Genomic DNA, 24,239 nt, shown 5'->3' with positions numbered 1-24,239 from the left:
CCGCTCAGATCGGGGCTGATCGTCGTGCCGCGCGGCCGCTTGAAGTGACATTTCTACTTTGCGCGCCGGCGGACAATTCAACCTGGCTGCCACAACATATGTAGGGGCTGCGACAGTCTCGCCTCTCGACGCGCTGATCAACGTCAACGTTGGAAGCAAGGATAACGACCTTGCGCCTGGTGGAGATCATGAGCGGTCGGAGTCGTGATGTCCTGTTTGATCACCATGTCGCAGAAAGAGTTGCATCGCCTCGAAGTCGTCCAGAAGATCCGCGCTCAGCGCCTGAGCGTCGTTCAAGCGGCCGAGTTGCTTGATCTCAGTCGAAGTCAGGTCCACAGGCTGCTGCAGGCCTATGACTGTTCCGGCCCAGAAGCGGTCACGGCCGAGCATTCGTCGCCACAGCGAGGATTCTGCAATGCGGCGCTGGATCTGATCCGGGCACGTTACCCGGATTTCGGTCCGACGCTGGCGCGCGAGAAGCTGATCGAGCTGCATCACATTTCGGTCGCCAAGGAGACGTTGCGGCACTGAATGACCGAGGCCGGCGCGAGCGCAAGCAGCGGGCTTTTCAGCCGCGCGGCCGGCGTGATTGTTTTGATGAGCTCGTCCAGATCGACGGGTCTCATCACTGGTGGCTCGAGAACCGCGGCCCCAAATGCGCCCTGCTCGTCTACATCGCGGCAAGCTGCCGCGCCTGCGCTTTGCCGAGTCTGAGAACACCTTCGACTACCTGCCATGCGACGAAGGCTTATCTGCAGCAATGGGGTAAGCCGCTGGCGTTCACAGCGACAAGCACGGTGTCTTTCGTCGACCCATGCATCGGGGAAAGACCGGACGAGCAGCCTGACGCAGTTCGGTCGGGCGCTGTAGCTGAACATTGACGTCATCTGCGCCAACACCCCACTTTACCCGAGAAACCATCTCAGTTAAGTCGCGCCAAGGCTTTCCGTCTGGATCGCGTCAAGGATTGCCGCATAGATCCGCGCGCCGATCGGGATGAGGTCGTCGGGGAAGTCGAAATCCGGATTGTGCAGGGCGGGCAGGTCCTCGCCCGAGCCTAGCATCATCAGCGCCATCTTCGCGCCGCGGCCGAAATAGCCGAAATCCTCCGAGCCGCGCAAAGGAAGCGTTCCCGGGCCGTGAATGATCCCGATGCGGTCGAGCGCGTCGCGAACGATCGAGGTGGCGCCGGCGTCGTTGCGGCAGGTCACGAAGACGTCGGTATAGCCGATCTCGAGCTGCAGCCCGTTCTCCTGCGCGACCTCTAGGGCGAGTTCCTCCACCTTTTCCACCAGCGCCGCCATGCCCTCGTCGGTGAGCGAACGCAGGGTGGCGAAGAGGTTCGCCGCACCGGGGGCCACGCCGAAGGCCGGCGCCCCCATGTCGACATGGGTGATGGTGACGAGGGTGAAGTCGGGATCGCTCGTCGAGGTGCCGACCGGGCTGCTCGTCGCCGAAAGCTCCGGCATCAGCCGCGCGATCGCCGGCATCGGCGAGATGCCCGTCTCCGGTTGCGAGGCATGGGCGGTCCTGCCGGTCAGCTTCAGCATGATCCCGCGCGAGGCGCAACAGACCGGGCCGTCGACGATGTGGACCTCGCCGAAGGGGAGGCCCGGCATGTTGTGGATCGCAAAGGCGAAATCCGGCTTCAGCTCGGCGAAGGCCGCGTCCTCGACCACCTTGCGCGCGCCGGAACCGTCCTCCTCGGCGGGCTGGAACATCAGGATGACCGCGCCTTTTTCCGGATGCTTCCGGCCGAGCAGGCGCGCCATCGCCGCGATCATCGCCATATGGCCGTCGTGGCCGCACTGGTGCCCTTTGCCGGGAACGGTGGAGCGATGGGGAATGTCGGCCAGATCCTCGATTGGCAGGCCGTCAAGCTCGCAGCGCAGCAGCACCCGCGGTCCAGGCTTGCCGCTGTCATAGATCGCAGCAACGCCGTGGCCGCCGATGCCAGTGACGATCCTGTCCGGACCGGTCTCGCGAAGCATCGCGGCGACGGTCGCGGCGGTGCGCTCTTCCTCGCCGGACAGTTCCGGATGACGGTGAAGGTTGCGGCGCCACGCGGTCAGTTCCACGAAGTCGGCATTGGTCAGGCTTGAGAGTTCGATGTTCATCAGAGCGCCTCCGCTGCCTTGCCGTAGCGCTCGATCATGCCGAACAGATCGCGCGGGTCGTCCGGGTCGGCGAGCATGTCCAGCATTTGCTGGCCCTGGTGCTCCTTCAGCACGGCATTCAGGTAGCGAAGGGCGCTGAAATCCTCGGTGGCGAATCCGACCGAGTCGAACAGGGTGATCTGCTTGTCGCCGGTCCGACCGGCGGCCTCGCCGGTCATGACCTGCCAGATTTCCGTCACCGGATGGTCTTCGGGAAGCTGCTGGATCTCGCCTTCGATGCGGGTTTGCGGCGGGTATTCCACGAAGATGTCCGAGCGCAGCAGGATGTCGCGGTGCAGTTCGGTCTTGCCCGGGCAGTCGCCGCCGATCGCGTTGATATGGACGCCGGGGCCGACCATGTTGTCGGTCAGGATAGTCGCGTACTGCTTGTCGGCGGTGCATGTGGTGATGATCTGCGCGCCCTCCATCGCCTCCTCGCCGGTCTTGCAGGCGACGACGCTCAACCCCTTGCCCTCGAGGTTGCGGACGGCCTTTTCGGTGGCCTTCGCGTCGATGTCGTAGAGACGGACGGTGTCGATGCCGCAGATCGCCTTGAAGGCGAGGCACTGGAATTCCGACTGCGCGCCGTTGCCGATCATCGCCATGACCTTCGCCCCCTTCGGCGCGAGGTATCTGGCGACGAGCGCCGAGGTCGCCGCGGTCCGGAGTGCGGTGAGGATCGTCATTTCCGTCAGCAGCACTGGATAGCCCGTGTCGACATCCGACAGCACGCCGAAGGCCGTCACGGTCTGGCGGCCCGTGCGGACGTTCTTGGGGTGGCCGTTGACATATTTGAAGCCGTAGCTGCGGCCGTCCGAGGTCGGCATCAGTTCGATGACGCCGTCGGGCGAATGAGCGGCTATCCGCGGCGTCTTGTCGAACTGCGGCCAGCGGCGGAAATCCTCCTCGATGTAATCGGCGAGCTCGACCAGCGTGCGCTCGACGCCCCGCTCGACGACGATGCGCATCATGTTCTCGACGCTGACGAAGGGCACGAGGCTCATCGGGCCGGGCTTGGGAAGCGGCATGGCAATTTTCCTCTCTTGGCGAGCAGGTGCTCGTTTCACGGGCCCGGCGGCAGCGATGCCAGCCGGCCGTCCCAGCTAGTCTGGATGAAGGGAGGTTAGCAACAGGTCCTGATGATGTAAACTGTCAACAGTTGACATTTCGTCACAAAATCGTAACCCTGCAGCCGATCGCCGGGAATGCCGGCCGGAAACCGCTGCCAGCGGAAGGTGCAGATGTACAAGGACGTCCAGCGACTGAAATCGCCCAACCTCTCCGAGGTGGTGCGCGACGAGCTGATCAGGCTCATCACCCAGGGCGTCCTGAAACCGGGCACCCGGCTCAACGAGGTCCACCTGGCCGAGCAGCTCGGGGTGAGCCGCGGTCCCGTGCGCGAGGCCGCGCGCGAGTTGGAAGGGCTCGGCCTGACCACCAGCCGTCCCCGACTGGGCTTCTATGTGGCCGATTTTACCGATGCCGAGATCGTCGAATTCTACGAGGTCAGCCCTTGGATTCATCAGGCTCTGGTCCGTGATTTCATGACCTATTCCGATGCCGCGACCTGCAGTGAGATCCTGCGCGACGTCGACAGCATCGCGACCGGCAGCGTGCCGGAATTCTCCGAAACGCTGCTGCAATTCCGCCAACGGATGCTGGACCATGTCCACAACCGCTATCTCGCCGAACATGCCTTGTCGCTCTATCGCCGCTTCTACATCGTCGCCGCGCTCGTGCGGGCCGAGGACGGCGCAAGGCGCATGAAGCGGATCATCGAGACGCAACGTGTCTTCTGGGCGGCGCTGGCCGAGCGCGACCAGCCGAAGGCGATCGAAATCATGGAGGCCGACAGCCGCTACTGGCTGCAGGACATACCGCCGCGCTTTTCCCATGCGGACGATCCGCGGAAGGATCGCGAGTAACCGGCGCGCAATCACCACGCCGACGCTCCGGTCTTGAGGCCTGAGCCGGCCTTGAGACGAAACGGAGGAGCCAAATGGATTCAAACAGACGACCATTCCGCGACAGCCTGATCATCGGCTTTGCGATGTTTGCCGTATTCTTCGGCGCGGGCAACCTGATCTTCCCGCCGCAGATCGGCTTTGCCGCCGGTGACCAATGGGCGGCGGCCCTGGCCGGGCTGAGCCTGACCGGCATGCTGCTGCCGGTCCTCGGCGTGATCGCCGTCGGCATCGGCGGCGGCGGCTTCGAGCGGCTGAGCCGCCCGATCGCCCCCTGGTTCGGCACGCTGCTGATCTTCACCACCATGATCGCCATCGCCTGGCTGATCACCATTCCCCGCACCGCCAGCGTCGCCTTCGAGACCGGCATCATGACGCTTGCCCCCTCGCTCGATCCGAAGATCGGCATCGCGGTCTTCGTGCCGCTCTACTTCCTCGCCTCGCTCTATTTTGCGATCGACCAGAACCAGGTCATCGACAAGGTCGGCCGCATCCTGACCCCCGCGCTGCTGATCCTGCTGGTGGCCATCGTTATCTGGGCGATCGTCGATCCGCTCGGCACGCCGGCCACGACGACCGAGGCGGCACCCTTCTATCTCGGCTTCACGACCGGCTACCAGACGGGCGACGTCTTCACCGGCTTGCTGTTCGGCGTGATCTTCCTCGAAGCGATCCGCAATCGCGGCTATCGCGAGGGCCACGGCTTCACGCGCGTGCTCCTGGGCATTTCGGCCGTGACCTTCGTGGGCCTGTTCGTGGTCTATGGTGGTCTCGAATATCTGGGGGCGACGGGCAGCGGGCTCTACCAGGCAGGCATTTCGCCGGCCGAACTGCTCGCCCGTCTCGTCTCCGATCTGGCGGGAAGGACCGGCGCGATCGCGCTCGCGGTGGCCGTTCTGCTGGCGTGCCTGACCACGGCGGTCGGCGCGACCGCGGTGATGGCCGAATACATGACCAGATGGAGCAAGGGCCGCCTCAGCTATTCGACGGCCGTCATCATCACCACCGTCGTGGCCGGCGCGCAGTCCTTCGGCGGAGTGAACTACATTATCTCCATCGCCGGACCGATCTTCATGCTGTTCTATCCGGTCGGCATCTGCATCGTCATTCTCGGTCTGTTCTCGCGCTGGTTCAGCAATGACGGCGTCTGGAAGGGCACGGCCCTCATGGCGGTGCTGATCGGCGCCTATGACTGCGCGAACATCCTGTCGGGCATGCTCGGCTTCACCATGCCGGCGAGTCTCGTTCAGGCCTACCAGGCGATCCCGTTCGCAGCGACCGGCTTCGCCTGGGTCGTGCCCTCCATCCTTGGCGGCGTCGTCGGCGGCCTTGCCTGGAGGGCCATCGGCAGGTCGAGCACCGGCAACCAGCCGGAAGAACTGGAAGCCGTGGCCTGACGCCTCAGTGGCGCGTCCTATCCATCCCAGAACGAGCGGCGGGCGCAAGTCTGCCGCTCATTTTGCGTCTCCGGGCGTAATGCCCCAGGGTTCAGACAGAAGGGCTTTTCCGAGCCTGCCGGGCGCTGCGGACGCTACCGTCTGGCGGTTGAATGCCTCCGCACCGATCGGAGCGGTGTGCCCAATCGCGCGATGCCCGGGCTCGCCGAGCGCGTGAGCCAGGCAATGCGGCCACTATACTAAGTCGGCAGGCCCGGGATCGCGTTTTCTACTGCGCCTTTCTGCCACGGCGAACTTGGAACGCAGAATCAGCTTCTCGCGCCAGTCCCATCCTCCAAACTCCGATGGCACATCAACGCGGTAGCGTGATCAAGGCGCGTCGGATATCAACTCTTGAGTACATTGTTGAGCACCGCAAGTGCTGGCTCGCCGCCAAACGTGGTCACGCCTTCGAGCCATGGCTTGGCGACGTCCGGATGGGCCTTCAGCCACTCGGTTGCCGCTGTGGCGGCGTCCTTATCGTTGTTCAGGATGGCTCCCATGATCTCGTTTTCCATCTCCAGCGTGAAGCGCAGGTTGGTCACGAATCTCGCGACGTTCGGACATTCCGCAGCGTAGCCGGCGCGGATATTGGTGTAGACGTCGGCGCCCCCGTAGTTGGGGCCGAAATAGTCGTCGCCGCCGGAGAGATAGTCGATCTGGTAGACCGAGTTCATCGGGTGCGGCGCCCAGCCAAGGAAGACGATCCAATCCTTCTCGCCGATCGACCGGCCGACTTCGGCGAGCATGCCCTGCTCCGAGCTTTCCACCAGCTCCCAGCCGCCAAGGCCAAAGGCCTTCTTCTCGATCATGTCGGTGATCATGCGGTTGCCGTTGTTGCCGGGTTCGATGCCGTAGATCTTGCTGCCGAATTTGTCAGCGAATTTTTGCAGGTCGGCGAAATCCTTCACACCGGCCTCCGCCACGTATTTCGGCACGGCGAAGGTGTATTTGGCGCCCGTCAGGTTAGGGCCGAAAACCTCGATCGCCTTGTCGTCGAGAAAAGGCTTGCGGTCGGTCTCCATACTCGGCTGCCAGTCGCCAAGATAGACGTCGATATCCTTGTTCTTCATGCTGGTATAGGTGACGGGGATGGAGAGCAGCTTGCTTTCCGGTGCATAGTCTAGCGCCTCGAGGATGACGGAGGCGACCGCCGTCGTGGAGGTGATGTCGGTCCAGCCAACATCGGCGAAGCGCACTGCCTTGCAGCTTTCCGGCTCGGTGGCGCGAGCGATACCCACGGTCGAAAGCAGTCCGGCAGTTATGGCAAGCATCATTACAGGCATGTGTCTTGGCATGTGCTGTTCCCTTTCTCATTGCTGGTGCGAACCGGTGGCTCACCAGAGTGCGCCGCCAGAGATCTGTATGTTCTCCATGGTGATTCCGCGGGCTTCCTCCCCGCAGAGGAAGACGGCAAGCGATGCGATTTCGTTGGGCTGGATGATCCGGTTCTGCGGGTTCTGCCGAGCAATGTCGGCCATCGCATCTTCCAGCGTGCGGCCGCCTCCCTCCCGGTCGATGACCTGCTGCACGTTGCGCCGCATCAGCTCCGTCTCCACCCAGGTGGGGCTGATCATGACCGCGGTGACGCCGTGCGGCGCCCCTTCCAGCGCCACGCAGCGGGTCAGGCCGAGCAGGCCCGATTTCGAGGCGCAGTAGGCGGGATTATCCTTCCAGCCGACGGTCGCCGCCGTCGAGCCGATATTGATCACCCTCCCCCACTTCCGTTCGATCATGCCCGGCAGATAGGTCCGGGTCATCCGGAAGGCGCCGTTGAGGTTCGTGTCGATGATTTTCAGCCAGAGCTCATCCGAATGGCCACTGACCGGCTGCTCGGCCGTGGTGCCGGCCGCATTGACAAGAATGTCGGCCGGCCCGCAGACCGCCTCCGCCGCGGCAAAGAAATCGGCTATGACCGCGCTGTCGCGCACATCGAGATGACCGGCATAGACTTTCGTGCCGAACCGGGCGAGTTTTTCGCGCACGCTGGCGATCTCTTCCGGATCGGGATAGGCCGCTGCGTCGCCCTGTCGCCCTGCCGCTTCACGAACGAAGGAGCCGACCGCCACGTTTGCGCCAGCGCTGGCAAGGGCCTCGGCGATCGCCAGCCCCTGCCCCGTCAACCCGCCGGTGATGACCGCGCTGCGGCCCTTCAGGTCTTCCGTCATGCCGTCTCCTTCAAGGGGGCGCCCAAGGGCTTTCCAAGCCAGTCGCGATAGAAGCCTTCCAGATCCGGTTGGAAATCGTGCACGATGGGATAGCCGGGCGCGGCGGCCTCCACCTCGTGCAGGTGCGCGCATTCAGGGCAGAAGAATTCACGGATCTCCATCCATTCCGGGTCCGGCAAGTCGCTGTTCGGATAGATGTCGCGAAGGCTCCCTTCTGTATTGCGCACATTGATCACGGCGGCGAGCTTCCAGTTCCGGCGGTAGTCGCCGAAGGAATGGCCGCATTCGCAGCGTGTCACCCGCCCCTCCCCGCTGTCGCAGATGAAGAGCCGTTCGCCGACGGGCAGCAGGATCGGATCGTCGAATGACACGCGATCCTGCAAAACACTGATATATTTGAAGAAACGATCATCGTCCTTGTAGGCGCTCATGATCCGGCGGGTCTGCGGCCATGGCAGCGTGCCCTCGACCAGCTCGCGGATGACGTCCTTGGAATACTCGCTCATGACTCAGTTCTCCCCGGAAAAGGCATAGTCGGCATCGAGACCCCAGAAATCCTTGAATTCCTTCGTGAATCTTGGGGAGAGCTGCATTGCGCTGCGATACATCTTTGCGACTTCCGGCGCAAAGTCCCTTGCCTTCACCCGCTCCGCTTCCTTGGATATCCATTCGGAGACCGGAACGGCCTTGGCAAGGCGCGCCTTGCGCATTTCGGCGCGCCTTGCGACGGTGGCGTCGACATCGGCCTGCGGATATCCTTCCGCATCATCCTTCAGAATGATGCCGAACACCCTCTCCGCTGCCTCGCGGGTGAGAAAACCATTCTCGACATCCCAGGCGGTCTTTATGGGATCGCGCTCCAGCACGTCGCCGAAGCCGCCGCCGCCGTTATATGCATGGCTGAAGATGTCGCCTGTCTTGTGGGGCCTGGTGATGTAGGGCCCTTCCTCGAAAATCTGCTCACCCTGGTAGGTGCGCTCGAAATCGGAAGTAATGGGGTCTGTGCCCGGCGTGTGCGCCAGCGGCTCGCGCCGTTCCGCCTTCGCGAAAATGTCGGAGCCGCGCACCGCATGGTGCTTTTCGCAGGTTGGCGCCGGATAGCCGCCACACAGCCCCCCGTTGTCGAAGACGCGCGACGAATGTTCGGAGGTGACGAGCCGCAGGTGATCGGTCTTGTTGATCAGCCAGGTCGACATGAAGGCGCAGCCGCCACGGTATTTTCCCGCTCCACCGGAGTTGGGCACGATCGAACGGCCGATGTAGACCATCGGCATGTTCTGTTCCCAGATCTCGATATTGCCCATGTCGGACTCCGGGTTCCAGCCGACATAGGCCGTGTCGAGCCCGTCCTTGATGGCGAGCGCCCCGGAGCCGGCAGCCGCGCATTCGAAGTGCGCCATGCCGAATTGTCCGCCATATTGGCTGGTGCCGCCCATCTCGATCATCGGTGAATTCACCTGCCCGACGAAGGCTTCCTCCACGAAGCCACGGGCGATGAAACCGCGCGAGAGCAGCCGCTGGAAGACGCCGTAGGCTGGCAACAGCAGCGCCCAGGAGGTGGCGGTCGCCGCCATCTCGTTGTCCGGATTCGTCCAGGTGCCGTGCGGGATGTTGATTTCAGTCGCCATCCAGGCGCCGTCATTGACGAGGCCTTCGAAATTCATGTGCTGGGTCAGCGTCACGAACATGCCGCCGTCCATGCCTGCCGGCGTGCAGTTCATCGAGTGGTAGCCCCAGGGCTGGGTGCCGTCGAAGTCCATGCGGATCTTGCCTTCGGCGGTGATCTCCATCTCGATCGGGATGTTGTACAGCCAGTTCGGGTCGGCGAGCGGCTGGAAACCGGGCTTGCCCTCGGTGACATGGCCGTAGAAGGTGTGGCCGCGATAGATGCCGGGCACGGTGAGCTGGCGCGTGCGGGCGAGTTGGGCGCGACGCCCCTCCTCGATGAACTCCTTGGAAAGGCGCTGCCAGTAGTCGAGGCCGATTTCCGAAATGAGCTGCTTCACGCTTTCGCGCATGTCGATGCAGGCGGCGACCTTCGCCTTTTCGTCCAGAACCCAGTAGATCGGCATGCGCAGGTTGCGCTCGCAGCGGATGATGTAGTCGCGGCGCAGCTCGTCGTTCTGGCCGACCTTTTCGGCGCAGACGAAGAGGCCTTCGGTGAAGCGCTCCTGCGCCAGGCATACATCGCCGCCCGGCGTGATCCCGCCGGCCTCCAGTTCATGGCAGACGGCCCCCGCCCAGCCAACCAGCGTGCCGTCGTAGAAGATCGGCACGACGTCCATCACGTCCGGCACCTGCACGGTGCCGATGAAGGCATCATTGTTGGCGAAGATGTCGCCGTCACGGATGCCGGGGTCCTGCTCGTAGCCGTTCTTGATCATCCACTTGATGAAGCGGCTCATCGTGTGGACATGCACCATGATGCCGTTGGAGAGCGCGATGGCGTCGCCCTCCGGCGTGTAGATGGCGACGACCATTTCGCCGACCTCGCGCACGCCAGGAGAAGCGGATATCCGCCGCGCCATCTCGCGGGCCGAGACGCAATAGGCGCGGAGCTTGGTGTGCAGCGTCTCGAACTTCAGCGGATCCTGTTTGCGGAGCCTCAGTTCCGTGATGCCATCATAGCAGCCGGTCTCGTCCATTAGCCGTTCGGATTCCAGAAGGCGCGTCTGGAGGGGATTTGCGGTTCTGTCCAGCATGGTCTCGGGTCTCCCGCTCAGGCGTGGTTATAGTGGAGCAGCGTCCATTCATCGATGAAGACGCGATCGTTCGGATGGACGACCAGCGTGGTCGCCGGGTGCTCGATGATGGCCGGCCCGATCACCTCGTGGCCGGGCTGGAGCAGGTCCATCTCGTAGAGGTTCGCCTTGTGCCAGCGCCCGCCGATATAGGCCTCGCGCACTCCCTTGTGGGCGGCCGCGGGGTCGGAGGGTCCAAGCGGCCGCTTGACGAGCGTCGGCTTGATCTTGTCGGCCGTGGCGATGACGCCGAGCTCCATCAGCGAGAAGCCCGCCTCGCCGTAGCGCGAGACGCGATGGTTGGTCTTGGCATAGACCTCCTCGAACTGGGCGAGCACCGTCCGCATGTCGTCGGCCGAGCTGACGACTGGCAACGGTGCGATGACCTCGACGTCCTCGAGTTGGCCGGTGTAGCGCGCCATGAAGAAAGGCACGGTCCTGATCTTTCCTCGGGCGTGGCCGTCGGCGAGTAACTCGTCGACCGCGGCCTTTTCGAGATCCCTCCAGACCTTGGTAATCTGCGCGCCGGCGCCGACAAGCGCATCGTCGGAAGCGCGGGCGGGCACGTCGATCTGGGTCGAGACCGAATGGCGACGCATATAGTCCGCCGTGGTGCAGCCGAAGGCGGAGAAGCCGGCCGCGAACTGAAACGTGATGATGTCCTTGAAGCCGATGCCCCGGGAGCAGCCCGCGAGGTGCAGCGGGCCGGAGCCGCCATAGGAAAGCAGGGTGAATTCCGAAGGGTGGATGCCCTGGCCGGAGATGACGCGGCGCAGCGCGTTGTTGGCGTCCGCCTCCAGCATCTCGATCATGCCTTCGGCCGCCTCCTCGACGCGGACGCCGAGAACATCGGAACATTTTGCCTTGAAGGCGGCGCGCGCCTTCTCGACCTGGAGCTTGACCTTGCCGCCGAGGAAATAGTCCGGATTCAGCCGGCCGAGGATCGCGTCGCAGTCGGCGATCGTCGGCTCGGTGCCGCCGCGGTCGAAGCAGATGGGACCGGGGTCGGATCCGGCGCTTTCCGGTCCGAGCGAGATCTTCTTCGTCAGCGGATCCACCTTCAGGATCATGCCGGCACCGGCGCCGATCGTATCGAGGTGCAGCGTCGGAACGTTCAGCTTGAAGCGGTCCATCAGCGGTTCGTTTTCGATGCGGGTCTGGCCGCGGCTGATCACGCCCATGTCGAAGGACGTGCCCCCCATATCGGAGCAGATCAGGCTGTCGTTGCCGATCAGCTTGCCGATATAGGCTGCGCCGAGGATGCCGCCGATCGGACCGGAGATCATCGTCTCGTGCAGGCGCGGGTGGTTGATCGAGGTGAGGCCACCGAAGGAGAGCAGCGTCTGCACGCCGTACTTGAAGCCGTAGGTCTTCGACGCATCCTCGATGCCGCGCAACTGCTTGCGCCCACGCGAGGTGGCATAGGCCTCGATCAGCACGGAATTCAGCCGCGACTGCTCGCGGATGACCGGGCGCACCTCATGGCTGGTGTAGACGGTGATCTCGGCGCCGGCCTTTTCGATCTCCTCCCGGCAGATCTCCGCGATGCGCTTCTCGTGCACCGGATTGACGTGGGAGAAGATGGTCATGATGCAGATCGCATCGACCTTGTCCCTGATGAGGGCGCGCGCTGCCTTCATCACGTCCGCGTCGTAGAGCGGCAGCACCACGTCGCCGAAATGGTCGATGCGCTCGGTGACGCCATGGGTGCGCCGGCGCGGCACGAGCGGATCGGGATGGGCGTGGGTGACGGCGTGCAGGCGGTCGGCATAGGAATAATCGGCCCAGGCCTGCAGGCCGCGGCCCATCAGGATCATGTCCTCCATGCCCTTCGTTGTGATGAGGCCGAGCCTCCGACCGGTGCGCGACAAGAGCGTGTTGAGCATGCCGGTGCCGGAATAGAGCACGACGTCGACACCGGAAAACAGGCTCTCCAGCGAAATGCCCCAGGCTTCCGCCGCATCGAGCGAGGAGGCGACAAAACCCTCGGCCTCGTTTTTTGGCGTCGTTGCCGCCTTGCCGATCTTGAAGTGTCCGTGCTGATCGACGAGGATCGTGTCGGTCATGGTGCCGCCCGCGTCGATGCCAATCACAATCGGGTTTTCCAAGTCCTTGCCCTCCTGAGACCTTCGATGGGGGGAAGACTAGGCTCGTGCGAGGCAAGGGCGCCATATGCCGAAAGGCACAATGACGAGGGGGCGTTGCGATGCTAGAGGGGAGCATGCGCGGAGAAACTTTCTGGCAGACCTTCGCCGCCGCGATCGCCGCGACGGGAACGCTCAATCACGTCGACCGCCTGATCGACACGATCGGCGCCGTCGTCTCGCCCGACCTGATCACCGTCACGCGCTATTCGGCAACGCGCCGGCCGGAATTCGTCAAACACCGCGGTTATTCGGAGGAAATGGTCACACGGTACCTCGAGACCTACTATGTCTTCGATCCCTTCTACGCCCATTGGCGCGATGAGCGACGCACCGGCATCGTGCCGTTGAAAAGCCTTGCCAGCGACCGGATCAAGCGCGGGCGCTACATCGCCGAATTCCTCGCCCAGTCGGAAATCTGCGACGAGATCGGCGTCCTGCTCGAAGACGGCGACGACTGGTGCCTCGGCATCTTTCTCGACCGCTCGCGCCAGCCCTTTCGCGACGCCGATGTCGACGTACTCAACGAACGCTTTTCCGTCTTCGCAGCGCTGCACGCGCTCGACACCCGCACGCGGCACCCCTCCTACCGACGCACCACCGCCCCCGTCGCGCCAGGGGCGGTGCCGGCGAACGGACCGGTGATCTCGGCCACTCTCTGGCCGGAGCTTTCCGCCCGCGAACTGGAGCTCGTCGAACTGGTGCTGAACGGTCATCCGACCGCCACAATCGCCGCAAGGCTTGGCATCACCACCGGCACGGTGAAGAACCACCGCGCCCGCATCTACGAAAAGCTCGACATCACCACCGAGCGTGAACTCTTCCTGCAATTCTTCCAGCGCAGCCAGCCGTAACGTCGCCACGGGGGCGCAGATGTCATCTGTGGCTCAGGGCAAGCTTCCGAAGCGCCGCTCCCAACTGAGCCACGACCCACGCGATCTGCTATACAGCATCATGATCGTCCCCCTGGCGAGAGGCGGCCCGACCGTCTTTGAGTTCAAAAGGAAGCCCGCCGAAGCGGGCCAGTTTAACTTGGGAGGAAGCGCGTTAACTTTGATCGTCGCGCCAGTAGGTACGGTGTGCCCGGTGGGTAAGGACACTGACTTGAGATTGCCGCTCAACATGCTGACAAACTTCGCAAGTGGGTTTTGACCTTACCCGCCGCACCGAGCACGGCTTGCGAAGCGCGCCGCCTGCGGCGAACCCTCCAGAGGCCTGAAATGGTCAAGAGCGACTGTCACCCCCCCGTCCGAAAGCGCCGATGGCGATCAGGTCCTCTGCGCCAATTCTAGATACGTCGCCTGGAGAAGACGGGTCACCGGGCCAGGCGCGCCGTCGCCGATGCTGCGTCCGCCAATCTCGATCACGGGCGTCACCAAGCTCGATGCGCTCGTCAGGAACGCTTCGCGTGCCGCAAGCGCGTCGTCGATTGTGAAGCGCGCTTCATCCACCGTCAGGCCGAGGGTTTCAGCCACGGACAAGAGCGCGCGGCGTGTACAGCCCGGAAGCGTCGCATGCGAGTTCGGTCTGGTCACGATGCGCCCATCGGCGGTCACGATGTAGGCCGTCGAGGACGCACCTTCGGTCACAAAGCCATCTTCCACCATCCAGGCTTCCGTACAACCCTGGTTCTTTGCCTCGCGTTTAGCCTGCACCTGCGGCAAGAGCATTGTGGTCTTGATGTCCCGTCGGGCCCAACGCCGGTCCTCGACCACTGCGACGCGGATCCCGTTGCGGATTGCTGGCGCGCCACGCAAATCCTTGGCCTGCGTGAAGCCCAACAAGGTCGGCTTCGACGCATCATCGTAGTCGAAGTTGCGGTCGGCCACGCCGCGGGTCACCTGCAGGTAAATCAGCCCTTCCTCCAGCTTATTGTGCGTGATGAGGGCATTTTGAATTTCGGCGATGCCTTCAATGCTTGCCGGCATAGGAATTCCGAGTTCTGCGAGCGAACGCTGCAGACGGGAAAGATGAAGGTCGTTGTCGATCATCCGTCCCTCGATGACGGCAGTCACCTCGTAGATACTGTCGCCGAACAATAGGCCCCGATCGAAGACCGAAACACTGGCATCCTGCTCGGGAACGTATTTTCCGTTGACATAGATGATACGGCTCATGAATTTTCTCGCAAAATCGATGTGTGGGCGGAGCTGTGCTCGCCGTATTCAGGTGAAGTCGCAGTCGAATGATTGGCGCCTTGCGTCCGGAGAGCCTGGCAATCCAGGCCCTCCAGGCGCAAAACACAACGTCAGGGATGCAGAAGCATGCTGTCGACGGTCGCTTGCGCGCGCGGCCACAGGATCGCGGCGTCGGCGGGGGGTTGGTTCGGCTTGGTGTACTGGATCACGAAGATCGGAACCTCCGGCCACTGCTGGAACTTCCAGGCCGGATCCGTGGTTTGCGGGAAGTTGATCTTTCCACGGGTACCGTCCCATTCGACCTTGCGCATGGCCTCCTGGATCGCCACGCGGTCAGTGCTGCCTGCCTTCTTGATCGCCTCGGCCACGACCATCAGGCCGTCATAGCCTTCCATGGCAACCGCATTCGGCGGCCTGTCGAACTTGGCTTCGAAAGCCTTGGTGAAGGCGCGCGAGATTTCCGTGTCAGGTTTTCCCGGCAAGCCGGCGGGGTTAGCCAGAACACCGACGCCACCGTCGCCCACAACATTCCAGAATTCCGGTTCGAGCGCGTCGGAGCCGGCGGCAAAGATCGCCGTGTCCTTGCCAGGTGCGACGCCGAGATCGGCGGCCTGCCGCAGCATGAGGAGCAGGTTGGATCCGGTGAAGCCAGCGACGATCAGGTCGGGCTTCGGGTCAGCCCGCTTCAATTGCAGAAGCTGCGGGGTGAAGTCACTGACGGTTCGCTCCGCGGTGAACGATGTGATCTTTGCTCCCGTGGACTCGAGATTCTTCGTAAATACGTCGATGACGCCGAAACCCCAATCCGAGTTCTCCGCGATAATCGCAATGTTCTTGAAGCCAGCTTCCTTCACCCAGTCTGCAGCCACCGAATAGACCAGCGAGTTGGCGACGGTGATGCGAAACACCTGTGGCAACTTCGCCGCCGTCACCGCGTCCGACCAGCATTCGGACGCGACAAAGGCGACATCGTGCTTTTGTGCTGACGGCAAGACGGCCGTGCAGACGGCGCTGTGGGCTTCGCCGGTGATGGCGACCACACCCTCCTTCGATGCCAGGCGCTCGAAAGCCGCAATACCCTTTTCGGGGACGCCGGATGTGTCCTCGACGATTACTTCCACCTTCTTTCCAAGAAGGCCTCCGTTCGCGTTGATCTCCTCTACGGCGATCGTCATGCCGTCACGCAACGACTCTCCGCTCTGGACACCGCCGGGAGGCGACAGAGGCGCCAAGCCGCCGATCTTGATCGTGTCTTCGGCAGCAGCCTGGTGCAGGCCGGACAGCGCCAAAAGGGTCGCAGTGGCTAAAACTCTCATAGGTTTCATGCTTTTTTTCCTCTCTGGGGCCGTTATTGGGCTCTCAGCCATTTCCTTGTGCGGGCTAAAGCCGCCATTGCAACCAAAGGCTAATCCGTCAGTTGCGCGGCGGGCAACAGTCGAATATCACTCAACCTGACGCTAACTGACGCGACAAAGGATACAAAAATGGACGAGCAGGATTTCGCCTCCGAGAACTTCGTGGCCAATCTCAAGCTCGCCTGCAGCTATCATCCCTCGACCTCCGAGGTATGCCGTCGCCTTGGCGTCAACCGGCAGCAATTCATGAAGTATCTGGCCGGAACGGCGTTTCCCACGCGGCGAAATCTGCGTCGGATCTGCGATTTCTTCGGCATAGACGAGTATGAAATTCTGATGCCGCGCGACCAGTTTCGCGAGATCATCCGCCTACGTCCGCATCCGAAGGCCGACGATCTCAATGTACCGCCGCTTTTGCGGTCGTTGCTCGTTCAGGCGCAGCGCCAAAAGGCCCAGCTCTCGAAGCATATCGGCTACTACTATAAGTATTACCCCTCATTTACATCGCCCGGGTACATCCTGCGGTCCCTCGTCTGCGTGTTTCCGAAGGACGATTACGTTTTCTTCAAACGGATCGAGCGACTTGAGGCGCGCGGCGGTACCACGCGTTACGTGTTCAAATATCTTGGCCTGGTGACGCGCATAGGGGATCGCCTTCATTTGATCGACCACGAGGCGATCGTCGGAAGCGAAACCACGCAAACAATTCTTTATCCGACCTACCGCAACCGCATACTGACGCTTGCCGGAATGGTGATGGGCATATCCAGCACCGAAGCTCACCAGCCGACAGCCTCGCGGGTCGTACTCGAATATGTGGGGCGCTCCATCAACAAGCGCGAAGCGTTGTCGAATTGCGGCCTGCTCTCACCTGAGTCCGGCGCAGTCCCGGCCGCGGTCCTCGATTATCTGAACGCGCCGTCGCCGCGGTCGTCGATCGTGCTGCGTGCGGAATTGCCATAGCAGGCAACTCAGCTGCCAGCCGACTTGAGCATCGCCTCGACCTTTGCGGCGAAGGACAAGAGACGGAAGTCGTCGCCAGCCCTCCCGAGGATTTGCAGACCCACCGGCAGCTTGTGCCGGTTGCCAATGGGGATCGAGATCGCGCACAGCCCCAGGTAATTGCCGACACGGGTCAGTCGCGACATGGGGATCTGGCTCTCGTCTGCTTCGGCAAGCGGAACTGCCGGTAGCGGAGTTGTCGGCAGGAGCAGGAAATCGAAGGCCTCGAATGTCGGACGAAATACTTCGCACATCGTCGCTCGTTCACTCAGGACCTCTTTATAGCGGGCCTCTCCGACCGCTCGCCCGGCCAGAATGCGATCACGCACATAAGGGTCGATTGGTGTATCGGGATCGTCGACCAGATGTGCAAGGTGTTGATAACCTTCATAGGCAATGATCTCGCCGGACAGCTTCTGATAGGTCGCCATGTCGGTGGGGAAGCGGAAAGCCGCAGGGGTGCCCAACTCCGCGGCAATCATCTCCACCGCGCGGGCAAACGCCTCCTTGACGCCACGATCTAGAGGTTGCAGTTGGCCGTGATCTATGACGCCGATGCGCAAGCGTTCCATGAGCGTACCGGAGTCCGGCGCTGTCGCGTCTGCAAGTGCAGAGTATATCAACCGGGCGTCTTCGACATCGTTGGTAATCGGGCCGATCGTATCGAGGGTTGGAGCCAGCGGCGCCACCCCTTCATTGGATACGGCTCCCCATGTGGGCTTGAAACCGACGACGCCGCAGAGCGACGCCGGTATGCGAATCGAACCGCCCGTATCGGATCCGATGGCTGCAGGAACGAGACCCGCCGCGACGGCAACCGCCGAGCCGCTGCTCGATCCTCCCGGCACCCTGTGAAGATTGCGGTCGACCGGGTTCCAGGGAGTGCCAAGCGAATAGTTCGTTCCCCAGCTTCCCATGGCGAACTCCACCATCTGGGTCGTCCCCACGATCACTGCTCCCGCTTCGACGAGCCTGGATACGAAGACCGCTGATTGCAGGGCGGGAGCCTTCCCGTACGCGCGGGATCCAAAGCCGGTCACATGCCCTTTGATGTCGGCCAAGCTCTTCACGGCAACTGGAATGCCGTGCAGCGGCCCGCGGCAGGTCCCACGGCGACGTTCGTCATCGCTTCGCCGGGCCGCTTCGATCGCCGACTGCTCGAAAACCTCGACAAAGGCATGCAGAGTCGGGTCGATCGCCGCTATCGCATCAATGCAGCGGCGAACAAGTGCCTCGCTGGTCGTCCTGCCTTCAGCGATATCATCTCCCAACTGCCAAACGGTCCGGTGCATCTCTCTTCCTTTTCCGACATTGGTGCCAAGCCCCAAGATTGGAGTCGGGCACTCGTCCAATTAACAAGCGAACCGCTCCGTCCGGAATGGTGAACTCCATAACCGCCTGTCGCGAACTGTCGCTACAGAAGGTTAAATTGGCTTAATTTCGCCTGAGCGTTTCCGATAGCTCTCCCGGACAAGCGCCGTCATAGTTGCCGAAAAACAACTTCACGTCGGTGGGAGTCGTCATGACATTTATGGAATTTGGAGAGCAGGCGTTGAACGGACTGATCGTCAGTTCTTTCTACGCGCTCACCGCATTGGGGCTTGCGCTGATCTTCGGCGTCCTGCGCATCGTCAACTTCGCCCACGGTGAGCTCTATATGCTTGGCGGATATGCGGGCTATCTCGCTGTGAGCGTGCTCGGGCTGCCGCCGTTCATGGGGGTGCTGGTCGCTGCGGCAGCGCTCATGCTGTTCGGCGCCTTCATCGAACGGGCCCTCATCAAGCCGGTCCACGAAGGCAAGGTCGACCGTCCTGACGAATATGCGATCATGATTACCTTTGCGCTGTCGGTACTGTTGATCAACCTCGCCAACAGTCTGTTCGGGCCGTGGCCACAGCGGCCAGCCCCCATCTACAGCGGGCGTGTCACGATCGGTGAACTTGTCGTAAGCGGCGACAGATTGGCTGCCGCTGCGGCCGCTATCCTGCTGATGGTCGGTCTCCTCCTGGTGCTGCGCTACACCTGGATGGGACGCGCCGTGCGGGCGGTCAGCCAGGACAGGTCGGCCGCCGAAACATTCGGCATCGATGTCAACAAGGCCTCGATGTTGGCCTTCGGTGCCGGAGCGGCGCTGGCTGGCGCAGCGGGCGCGTTGATCGGCCCGGTCTTCAATGTCACGCCGGCGATGGGCGTCATCCCATCCATCAAGGTCTACGTCATCGTCGTTCTCGGGGGGCTCGGCTCTGTCCCCGGCGCCATCATCGGAGCACTTGTCCTCGGACAAGTCGAAAGTTTCGCCACCGTCCTGATCCCCGATACGAGCCGGGCGCTCGCCTACAAGGACGCCTATGGTCTCATCGTGCTTGTTGGCGTGCTGCTGTTGCGCCCGCAGGGTCTCTTTGGCCGCGTGGAGCGCAGAGCATGAAAAAGAAAAATGTTGGAATGGCCATGCCGATCGTTGCGGTCGGCATCCTGGCCTTGCTGCCGCTCACGGGTTTGCAGGAATATTGGATCTACACCCTCACGATCGGTTTCTACTACGCGCTGATGGCGGCGAGCTGGGCACTCCTCGTCGGCTACGTCGGCAGGATAAGCTTTGCTCAGGCGGCCATGGCAGGGCTTGGCGCCTATGCATCGGCTCTCAGCATCATTCATCTCGGTCTGCCCATTCCCCTGTCAATCCTGACGGCGGTAACCGTGGCCGCATTGACGGGTATCGTCATCGGTTGGCTCACGTTGCGGCTGCATGGGGCCTATCTCGGGCTTACGACCATTGCATTTTCGGAAATCCTCCGCATCGCCGTCACCGCCGAGCATCAGGTCACCGCTGGCAGCCTCGGCCTGAAGGTCGCCCCATTGCTTCCGAACGGCACGACGACCGGCTACTACTATCTGTTCCTTTGTGCAGTCGTCGTCAGCGTTCTTCTCATGCTGGTGCTCCTGCGTTCGCGCATCGGCCTGTTTTTTCAGTCCATTCGCGAGGACGAAGACGGTTCGGCCAGTCTTGGCGTGAACACGACCGCATGGAAGATCGCGGCTTTCGCCATATCGGCTGCTTTCGCCGGCTTCGCCGGTGCCCTCTACGCTCATTTCGTCCAGCTGATCACGCCCTCGATGATGAGCATTCAGGAGATGGGCTACGTTCTGGCCATGGCGGTGATCGGCGGGTTTCACAACGTCGTTTATGCGGCTTTCGGCGGAGTTCTGCTGCAACTGGCTCTCGAAGCCTTGCGGGAGGCCGGGGAATGGCGGCTTGCCATATTCGGCCTTGCCGCACTGCTGGTCCTGCGGTTTGCGCCAAACGGACTGTTCGGCACGCTGGCGACGGCGCTGCGCAAGGGAGGGCGCGGGTGATGACGACACAGCTTCGCATAGACGGATTGGAGAAGCGCTTCGGTGGTCTGGTCGCGCTAAAGAAAGTCGACCTGGCGATAGGCCGAGGGGAACTCGTGGGTCTTATCGGCCCGAACGGCTCCGGCAAGACAACGCTTCTCAACATTGTCGGTGGATACTACACGCCAAGCGCCGGCTCCGTGCATTTCGAATCCCACCGGATCGACGGTCTGGCGCCCAACCGGCTAGCACGATTGGGCATTGGCCGGTCGTTTCAGATGACCAAGGTTTTCCGCCGCCTGACGGTACTCGAAAACATGCTGGTTCCGGGTTTTCTGGATTGGAGCGTTACGCCGGCAGAGGCGAAAGCCAAGGCGATGGACATTCTCTACCGCCTCAAGCTGGCGCCGCTGGCCGACCAGTTGGGCGGCCGCCTGTCGGGTGGCCAGGCCAAGCTCTTGGAGTTCGGTCGCATCATGATGCTGGAGCCAAGGATGGTCTTGCTGGATGAGCCGTTTGGCGGCGTGCATCCCGAGCTCAAGCGGTTCATGTATGACACCATTCGCGAATGGAACGACAGCGGCGTCACCATCGTGCTGATCAGCCACGACATGGGGTCGATCTTCGGCCTGTGCCGCCGCGTCGTCACCCTGAGCTACGGCGACATTATCGCCGACGGGGACCCGGATGCGGTACGAAACGATCCAGCCGTGCTCGATGCTTATCTCGGAGATTATCACCATGCTTGAAGTGAACGACGTCGTCGCAGGCTATCTGCCGGATATCGACATTTTGAGAGGCGTCTCCGTTATTGCCAGGCCCGGTCAGTTGACGACGATCATCGGTGCGAACGGGGTCGGAAAATCAACGCTGCTGAAGACGATCGTCGGCCAGTTGCGTCCCCATTCGGGAACGATCGGCTATTGCGGGCGCGATCTGACCACGCTCGAGACGCGGGATCTTGTGCGAAACAAGATCGCTTATGTCGCCCAGCACCATGCCCTGTTCAAGGACATGAGCGTTGCCGAAAACGTCGAGATGGCGACTTGGAGTTTTCGCAACGACCGCGCCCGGGCACGGCGTGCCATCGAACGGGCCTACGGGCGTGCGCCCTATCTGAAAGAGTTCGCCAGCCGGCGCGCCGGCCTCATGTCCGGCGGCCAGCAGCGGCTGATGCAGCTTGAACTGGCGCTGATCAGCGATCCGGACCTCATCCTCGTCGATGAACCCACAGTTGGCCTCGATCCCAAGCGTGCGGCGACAATCTACGAGCACATGCGGCGGCTTGTGACGGAGGAGGGCAAGACCATCCTGATGGTCGATCAGAACGTCATCGCCGGCGTCGACGTCGCAGACTACATCTACGTGCTTGAGCTTGGTGCGAACAAAATCGAAGGCAGCAAGGAGAAATTCGACGCGGAATACCGCGACACGATTGCGACATGGCTATTTTGAAGCGTCCCATGGCAATCGTGGATTGAGCATGCGAAAATGCCGCCAACCGGGGCATGCGTCGGCCAATGACCGGTTGGCAAATTCCTATTGCGGTTTGCCACCGTGAGCCATTGTAGTCGTGCCGCCAGGCCTCGGCGAGCGGACGGCGACCGCATCTGGTTTGCGCGCGATGTTCAGCATCAGAACTCGGCGAGGAAACTGCGCTCGCGCGCCCAAGCAAACCCTATGGCGGCATTGGTAAAGCCCGGACCAACGCTCAGTCCGCACTGATCGGAAGTGAAATCCGCGCGCAAAATCCATCCTCGCGTTGTTCGAATGCGAGTTGCGCACCCAGTTTGTGAGTTGCCATTTCCACGATTGATAGCCCGAGACCCGTCCCCTCGCCTTCGCGTGAACCTCGGTTGAAGCGCCCCATGAGATGCTTTGCTTCAGCGGGGGTCATCCCGGGTCCCGGATCGATTACCTCGATTCGGAGTTCCTCCGCTTCCTGTTCGACGAGCAGATCGACATGCGAGTCCTGTGAGGCATGGAGGATTGCATTCTCAAGGACATTCTTCACGGCGAGATTCAGGAGCATGCGGTCAGTATAGGTGGTTCCAACAGCGGCGCCGACGCGAACATTGACCGACACGTTCCTGGCGGCGCGCAGGTTTTCCAGATCGCCCGAAATCTCCCGCAGGATCGCTCCGACGTCGATCGCGTCGCGCGAAGGGTCGCCATCAGCTGAATCGACCGCCGCCATGTCGATGAGCTGGCGAACCAGCCGCCCTGCACGATCCACGCTCGTCGATATATGCCGCAGGGCGGCATTGCGGGTGTCACCGTCGTCGCTCCTGAGTGCGATTTGCGCCTGGGTCTTGAGGCCGGCGAGCGGCGTCTTCAACTCATGCGCAGCATAGGCGATGAAGGTTTTTTCCCGCTCGCGCGCTTCACTGACCCGGTGGAACAGGGCGTTCAGCGAACCGAGAAGCGGTCGGACTTCCCGCGGCGTCCCACCTTCCTCAATCGGATGGAGCACATCGGCCGAGCGGCCGGAGAGCGTACTTGCTATCCGGCTGAGCGGGGCAAGTCCCCGGTCGACACTGAACCAGATCAGGGCGGCAAGGATCGGCAGGATGGCGAGCGCTGGAACCAGTTGTCCCTTGACGACATCGCCCACCAGTCGATCGCGCATTTCGAGACTGTCGCCGACAAGGACGCGCACGCCCAGCTTCGGGTTGACCACGGCATAGACCCGCCACCGCTCGCCATTGATGACCGTGTCCTCGAAGCCACTCTCATGGTCGGCCAGCGAGGATTTCGGCGCGCTGTCGGAGCGGCTGACAAGCTGACCCTGCAACGACCATATCTGACAGGAGAGCTGCCGGCTGTAATCGCCTTGCGCGACCGTGAAGCCCGGCGGAGCGTCGCTGGCCGTGGCCGCCTCCACGGCAGCGGCGACATCGACATGGTGATCGGTGATCAAGGAGCTTACCATCCGCGCCGCCTCGGTCAGCCTGGCATCGAGCACCCGCTCCACCTGGTGCTGCGTGCTGAGATAGGTCCAGAACACCGCGCAACACCACACCGCACCGGTGGTGGCAAGAAGGATGGCGATGAGACGGAGGCGGATCGAGCTCATTCCGACCTGCCCACGCGATAACCGACGCCGCGCACGGTCTCGATCGACGAGGCGCCGAGCTTGGCGCGCAGCTTATGCACGTGCACCTCGACGGTGTTGCTCTCCACGTCCTCCTGCCAGCCGTAAAGACGCTGCTCGAGCACCTGCTTCGAATGGATCATGCCCGGATTCTCCATGAGCGTGCGCAGGATCGAGAATTCTCAGCGCGACAGGGGGATGGATATGTCGCCCTTGCGCGCGGCCATCTCTGCCGGATCGAGCACGATGCCCCCACAGCGCAGTTCGGGCCGCGCCCGGCCTTCCGCGCGGCGCGTGATGGCCCGCAGCCGCGCGGCAACCTCGTCGAGATCGAAGGGTTTGCCGAGATAGTCGTCGGCACCGGCGTCGAGCCCATCGATGCGATCGGCAGTCTCGTCCTTTGCCGTCAGCAGCAGGACGGGCGTCCGGTCGCCCCTTTCCCTGAGATGGGCCAACACCTCCAGTCCAGAGCCATCCGGCAACATGCGGTCGAGGACCACGGCGTCGAAACGGTCTGCCATCAGGGCTTCCGTCGCATCGGCGCGCGTCGCCACGGTATCGACCGTGAAGCCGGAGAGGCCGAGCCCGACCTTCAGCCCGTCGAGCAGCACCGCATCGTCTTCGACCACCAGAATACGCATCGAACCTCCGTGAGCCTTTTTGCTCCGCCTCCTGCCTGGGCCGGCCACCTTAAGACTGCCTTAAGGT

General features: G+C 62.5%; 19 protein-coding genes and 2 pseudogenes. 9 read left to right on the top strand and 12 right to left on the bottom strand.

From position 1 onward, the window contains the following. Positions 1-207: 207 nt before the first annotated feature. Positions 208-867, top strand: a pseudogene (locus J2Y48_RS25420) (helix-turn-helix domain-containing protein); the annotation flags it as partial. Between the two features lie 59 nt (positions 868-926). On the opposite strand, the gene J2Y48_RS22275 reads toward J2Y48_RS25420, so the two are convergent. Both J2Y48_RS22275 and J2Y48_RS22270 read right to left on the bottom strand, forming a co-directional pair. Then, positions 927-2,117 (bottom strand): amidohydrolase, encoded by a 1,191-nt coding sequence (locus J2Y48_RS22275; protein ID WP_310422757.1) that lies wholly within the window; start codon positions 2,115-2,117, stop codon positions 927-929. Then, on the bottom strand, positions 2,117-3,184 hold the full coding sequence (locus J2Y48_RS22270; protein ID WP_310422753.1) for an ornithine cyclodeaminase: 1,068 nt from the start codon (positions 3,182-3,184) through the stop codon (positions 2,117-2,119). The genes J2Y48_RS22275 and J2Y48_RS22270 overlap by 1 nt, the downstream gene beginning before the upstream one ends. A gap of 213 nt (positions 3,185-3,397) precedes the next feature. Here J2Y48_RS22270 and J2Y48_RS22265 point away from each other — a divergent pair, with 213 nt between their 5' ends. Then, positions 3,398-4,081, top strand: coding sequence for a GntR family transcriptional regulator (locus tag J2Y48_RS22265; protein WP_310422749.1), 684 nt, complete (start codon positions 3,398-3,400; stop codon positions 4,079-4,081). A gap of 74 nt (positions 4,082-4,155) precedes the next feature. Then, positions 4,156-5,517, top strand: coding sequence for a branched-chain amino acid transport system II carrier protein (brnQ, locus tag J2Y48_RS22260; protein ID WP_310422746.1), 1,362 nt, complete (start codon positions 4,156-4,158; stop codon positions 5,515-5,517). 386 nt (positions 5,518-5,903) lie between these two features. Here the strand turns inward: brnQ and J2Y48_RS22255 are convergent, their stop codons facing one another. The 5 genes from J2Y48_RS22255 to J2Y48_RS22235 are packed head-to-tail and all read right to left on the bottom strand — an operon-like array spanning position 5,904 to position 12,573. Further along, positions 5,904-6,842: a choline ABC transporter substrate-binding protein gene (locus tag J2Y48_RS22255; protein WP_310422774.1), complete on the bottom strand. Its 939-nt coding sequence runs from the start codon at positions 6,840-6,842 to the stop codon at positions 5,904-5,906. Between the two features lie 51 nt (positions 6,843-6,893). Then, positions 6,894-7,724 carry an SDR family NAD(P)-dependent oxidoreductase gene (locus J2Y48_RS22250; RefSeq protein WP_310422744.1) on the bottom strand — a complete coding sequence of 277 codons (831 nt, stop codon included), beginning with the start codon at positions 7,722-7,724 and terminating at the stop codon, positions 6,894-6,896. Continuing rightward, entirely contained in the window at positions 7,721-8,230 is a 510-nt protein-coding gene (locus J2Y48_RS22245) for an acetone carboxylase subunit gamma (protein WP_310422741.1), read from the bottom strand. Before J2Y48_RS22245 ends, J2Y48_RS22250 begins: the two co-directional genes overlap by 4 nt. Before the next feature lie 3 nt (positions 8,231-8,233). Further along, on the bottom strand, positions 8,234-10,426 hold the full coding sequence (locus J2Y48_RS22240; RefSeq protein ID WP_310422738.1) for a hydantoinase B/oxoprolinase family protein: 2,193 nt from the start codon (positions 10,424-10,426) through the stop codon (positions 8,234-8,236). Between the two features lie 17 nt (positions 10,427-10,443). Beyond that, positions 10,444-12,573, bottom strand: a complete 2,130-nt coding sequence (locus tag J2Y48_RS22235; protein ID WP_310422735.1) for a hydantoinase/oxoprolinase family protein — start codon at positions 12,571-12,573, stop codon at positions 10,444-10,446. Positions 12,574-12,686: 113 nt separating this feature from the next. Between J2Y48_RS22235 and J2Y48_RS22230 the strand changes: the two genes are divergently transcribed. Beyond that, on the top strand, positions 12,687-13,463 hold the full coding sequence (locus J2Y48_RS22230) for a helix-turn-helix transcriptional regulator (RefSeq protein WP_310422732.1): 777 nt from the start codon (positions 12,687-12,689) through the stop codon (positions 13,461-13,463). Positions 13,464-13,877: 414 nt separating this feature from the next. Here J2Y48_RS22230 and J2Y48_RS22225 read toward each other — a convergent pair whose 3' ends face one another. Both J2Y48_RS22225 and J2Y48_RS22220 read right to left on the bottom strand, forming a co-directional pair. After that, positions 13,878-14,726, bottom strand: a complete 849-nt coding sequence (locus J2Y48_RS22225) for a D-amino-acid transaminase (protein ID WP_310422729.1) — start codon at positions 14,724-14,726, stop codon at positions 13,878-13,880. Between the two features lie 131 nt (positions 14,727-14,857). Continuing rightward, a complete protein-coding gene (locus J2Y48_RS22220; protein ID WP_310422726.1) occupies positions 14,858-16,072 on the bottom strand; it encodes an ABC transporter substrate-binding protein in 1,215 nt (404 codons plus the stop codon). A gap of 159 nt (positions 16,073-16,231) precedes the next feature. On the opposite strand from J2Y48_RS22220, the gene J2Y48_RS22215 reads away from it, so the two are divergent. Beyond that, positions 16,232-17,065, top strand: coding sequence for a helix-turn-helix transcriptional regulator (locus tag J2Y48_RS22215; RefSeq protein ID WP_310422723.1), 834 nt, complete (start codon positions 16,232-16,234; stop codon positions 17,063-17,065). Positions 17,066-17,073: 8 nt separating this feature from the next. On the opposite strand, the gene J2Y48_RS22210 is transcribed toward J2Y48_RS22215, so the two are convergent. Then, a complete protein-coding gene (locus tag J2Y48_RS22210) occupies positions 17,074-18,456 on the bottom strand; it encodes an amidase (RefSeq protein ID WP_310422719.1) in 1,383 nt (460 codons plus the stop codon). A 170-nt stretch (positions 18,457-18,626) separates the two neighbouring features. Here J2Y48_RS22210 and J2Y48_RS22205 point away from each other — a divergent pair, with 170 nt between their 5' ends. Genes J2Y48_RS22205 through J2Y48_RS22190 form a run of 4 tightly spaced genes read left to right on the top strand, consistent with a single transcriptional unit; the run spans position 18,627 to position 21,892 of the window. Continuing rightward, positions 18,627-19,529 carry a branched-chain amino acid ABC transporter permease gene (locus J2Y48_RS22205; RefSeq protein ID WP_310422717.1) on the top strand — a complete coding sequence of 301 codons (903 nt, stop codon included), beginning with the start codon at positions 18,627-18,629 and terminating at the stop codon, positions 19,527-19,529. After that, positions 19,526-20,458, top strand: coding sequence for a branched-chain amino acid ABC transporter permease (locus tag J2Y48_RS22200; protein WP_310422714.1), 933 nt, complete (start codon positions 19,526-19,528; stop codon positions 20,456-20,458). Before J2Y48_RS22205 ends, J2Y48_RS22200 begins: the two co-directional genes overlap by 4 nt. Beyond that, entirely contained in the window at positions 20,458-21,186 is a 729-nt protein-coding gene (locus tag J2Y48_RS22195) for an ABC transporter ATP-binding protein (RefSeq protein WP_310422711.1), read from the top strand. Before J2Y48_RS22200 ends, J2Y48_RS22195 begins: the two co-directional genes overlap by 1 nt. Continuing rightward, positions 21,179-21,892 (top strand): ATP-binding cassette domain-containing protein, encoded by a 714-nt coding sequence (locus J2Y48_RS22190; protein WP_310422708.1) that lies wholly within the window; start codon positions 21,179-21,181, stop codon positions 21,890-21,892. Before J2Y48_RS22195 ends, J2Y48_RS22190 begins: the two co-directional genes overlap by 8 nt. 256 nt (positions 21,893-22,148) lie before the next feature. On the opposite strand, the gene J2Y48_RS22185 is transcribed toward J2Y48_RS22190, so the two are convergent. Then, a complete protein-coding gene (locus J2Y48_RS22185; protein ID WP_310422705.1) occupies positions 22,149-23,513 on the bottom strand; it encodes an ATP-binding protein in 1,365 nt (454 codons plus the stop codon). After that, positions 23,510-24,172 (bottom strand): annotated as a pseudogene (locus J2Y48_RS22180) (response regulator transcription factor). The gene J2Y48_RS22185 and the pseudogene J2Y48_RS22180 overlap by 4 nt, the downstream one beginning before the upstream one ends. Positions 24,173-24,239 lie beyond the last annotated feature (67 nt).

This window comes from Mycoplana sp. BE70, assembly GCF_031455855.1.
Classification (GTDB): Bacteria; Pseudomonadota; Alphaproteobacteria; order Rhizobiales; family Rhizobiaceae; genus Mycoplana.
The sequence above is the reverse complement of the archived record's forward strand: the minus strand, read 5'-3'. Positions and strand labels throughout refer to the sequence as shown.

Bases quoted from the DNA above. Each gene is read 5' to 3' on its own strand.
- J2Y48_RS22230 (WP_310422732.1), top strand. From the start codon at position 12,687: ATGCGCGGAGAAACTTTCTGGCAGACCTTCGCCGCCGCGATCGCCGCG.
- J2Y48_RS22240 (WP_310422738.1), bottom strand. From the start codon at position 10,426: ATGCTGGACAGAACCGCAAATCCCCTCCAGACGCGCCTTCTGGAATCC.
- J2Y48_RS22245 (WP_310422741.1), bottom strand. From the start codon at position 8,230: ATGAGCGAGTATTCCAAGGACGTCATCCGCGAGCTGGTCGAGGGCACG.
- J2Y48_RS22205 (WP_310422717.1), top strand. From the start codon at position 18,627: ATGACATTTATGGAATTTGGAGAGCAGGCGTTGAACGGACTGATCGTC.
- J2Y48_RS22225 (WP_310422729.1), bottom strand. From the start codon at position 14,726: ATGAGCCGTATCATCTATGTCAACGGAAAATACGTTCCCGAGCAGGAT.
- J2Y48_RS22250 (WP_310422744.1), bottom strand. From the start codon at position 7,724: ATGACGGAAGACCTGAAGGGCCGCAGCGCGGTCATCACCGGCGGGTTG.
- J2Y48_RS22270 (WP_310422753.1), bottom strand. From the start codon at position 3,184: ATGCCGCTTCCCAAGCCCGGCCCGATGAGCCTCGTGCCCTTCGTCAGC.
- J2Y48_RS22220 (WP_310422726.1), bottom strand. From the start codon at position 16,072: ATGAAACCTATGAGAGTTTTAGCCACTGCGACCCTTTTGGCGCTGTCC.
- J2Y48_RS22215 (WP_310422723.1), top strand. From the start codon at position 16,232: ATGGACGAGCAGGATTTCGCCTCCGAGAACTTCGTGGCCAATCTCAAG.
- J2Y48_RS22195 (WP_310422711.1), top strand. From the start codon at position 20,458: ATGACGACACAGCTTCGCATAGACGGATTGGAGAAGCGCTTCGGTGGT.
- brnQ (WP_310422746.1), top strand. From the start codon at position 4,156: ATGGATTCAAACAGACGACCATTCCGCGACAGCCTGATCATCGGCTTT.
- J2Y48_RS22190 (WP_310422708.1), top strand. From the start codon at position 21,179: ATGCTTGAAGTGAACGACGTCGTCGCAGGCTATCTGCCGGATATCGAC.
- J2Y48_RS22275 (WP_310422757.1), bottom strand. From the start codon at position 2,117: ATGAACATCGAACTCTCAAGCCTGACCAATGCCGACTTCGTGGAACTG.
- J2Y48_RS22200 (WP_310422714.1), top strand. From the start codon at position 19,526: ATGAAAAAGAAAAATGTTGGAATGGCCATGCCGATCGTTGCGGTCGGC.
- J2Y48_RS22265 (WP_310422749.1), top strand. From the start codon at position 3,398: ATGTACAAGGACGTCCAGCGACTGAAATCGCCCAACCTCTCCGAGGTG.
- J2Y48_RS22185 (WP_310422705.1), bottom strand. From the start codon at position 23,513: ATGAGCTCGATCCGCCTCCGTCTCATCGCCATCCTTCTTGCCACCACC.
- J2Y48_RS22255 (WP_310422774.1), bottom strand. From the start codon at position 6,842: ATGCCTGTAATGATGCTTGCCATAACTGCCGGACTGCTTTCGACCGTG.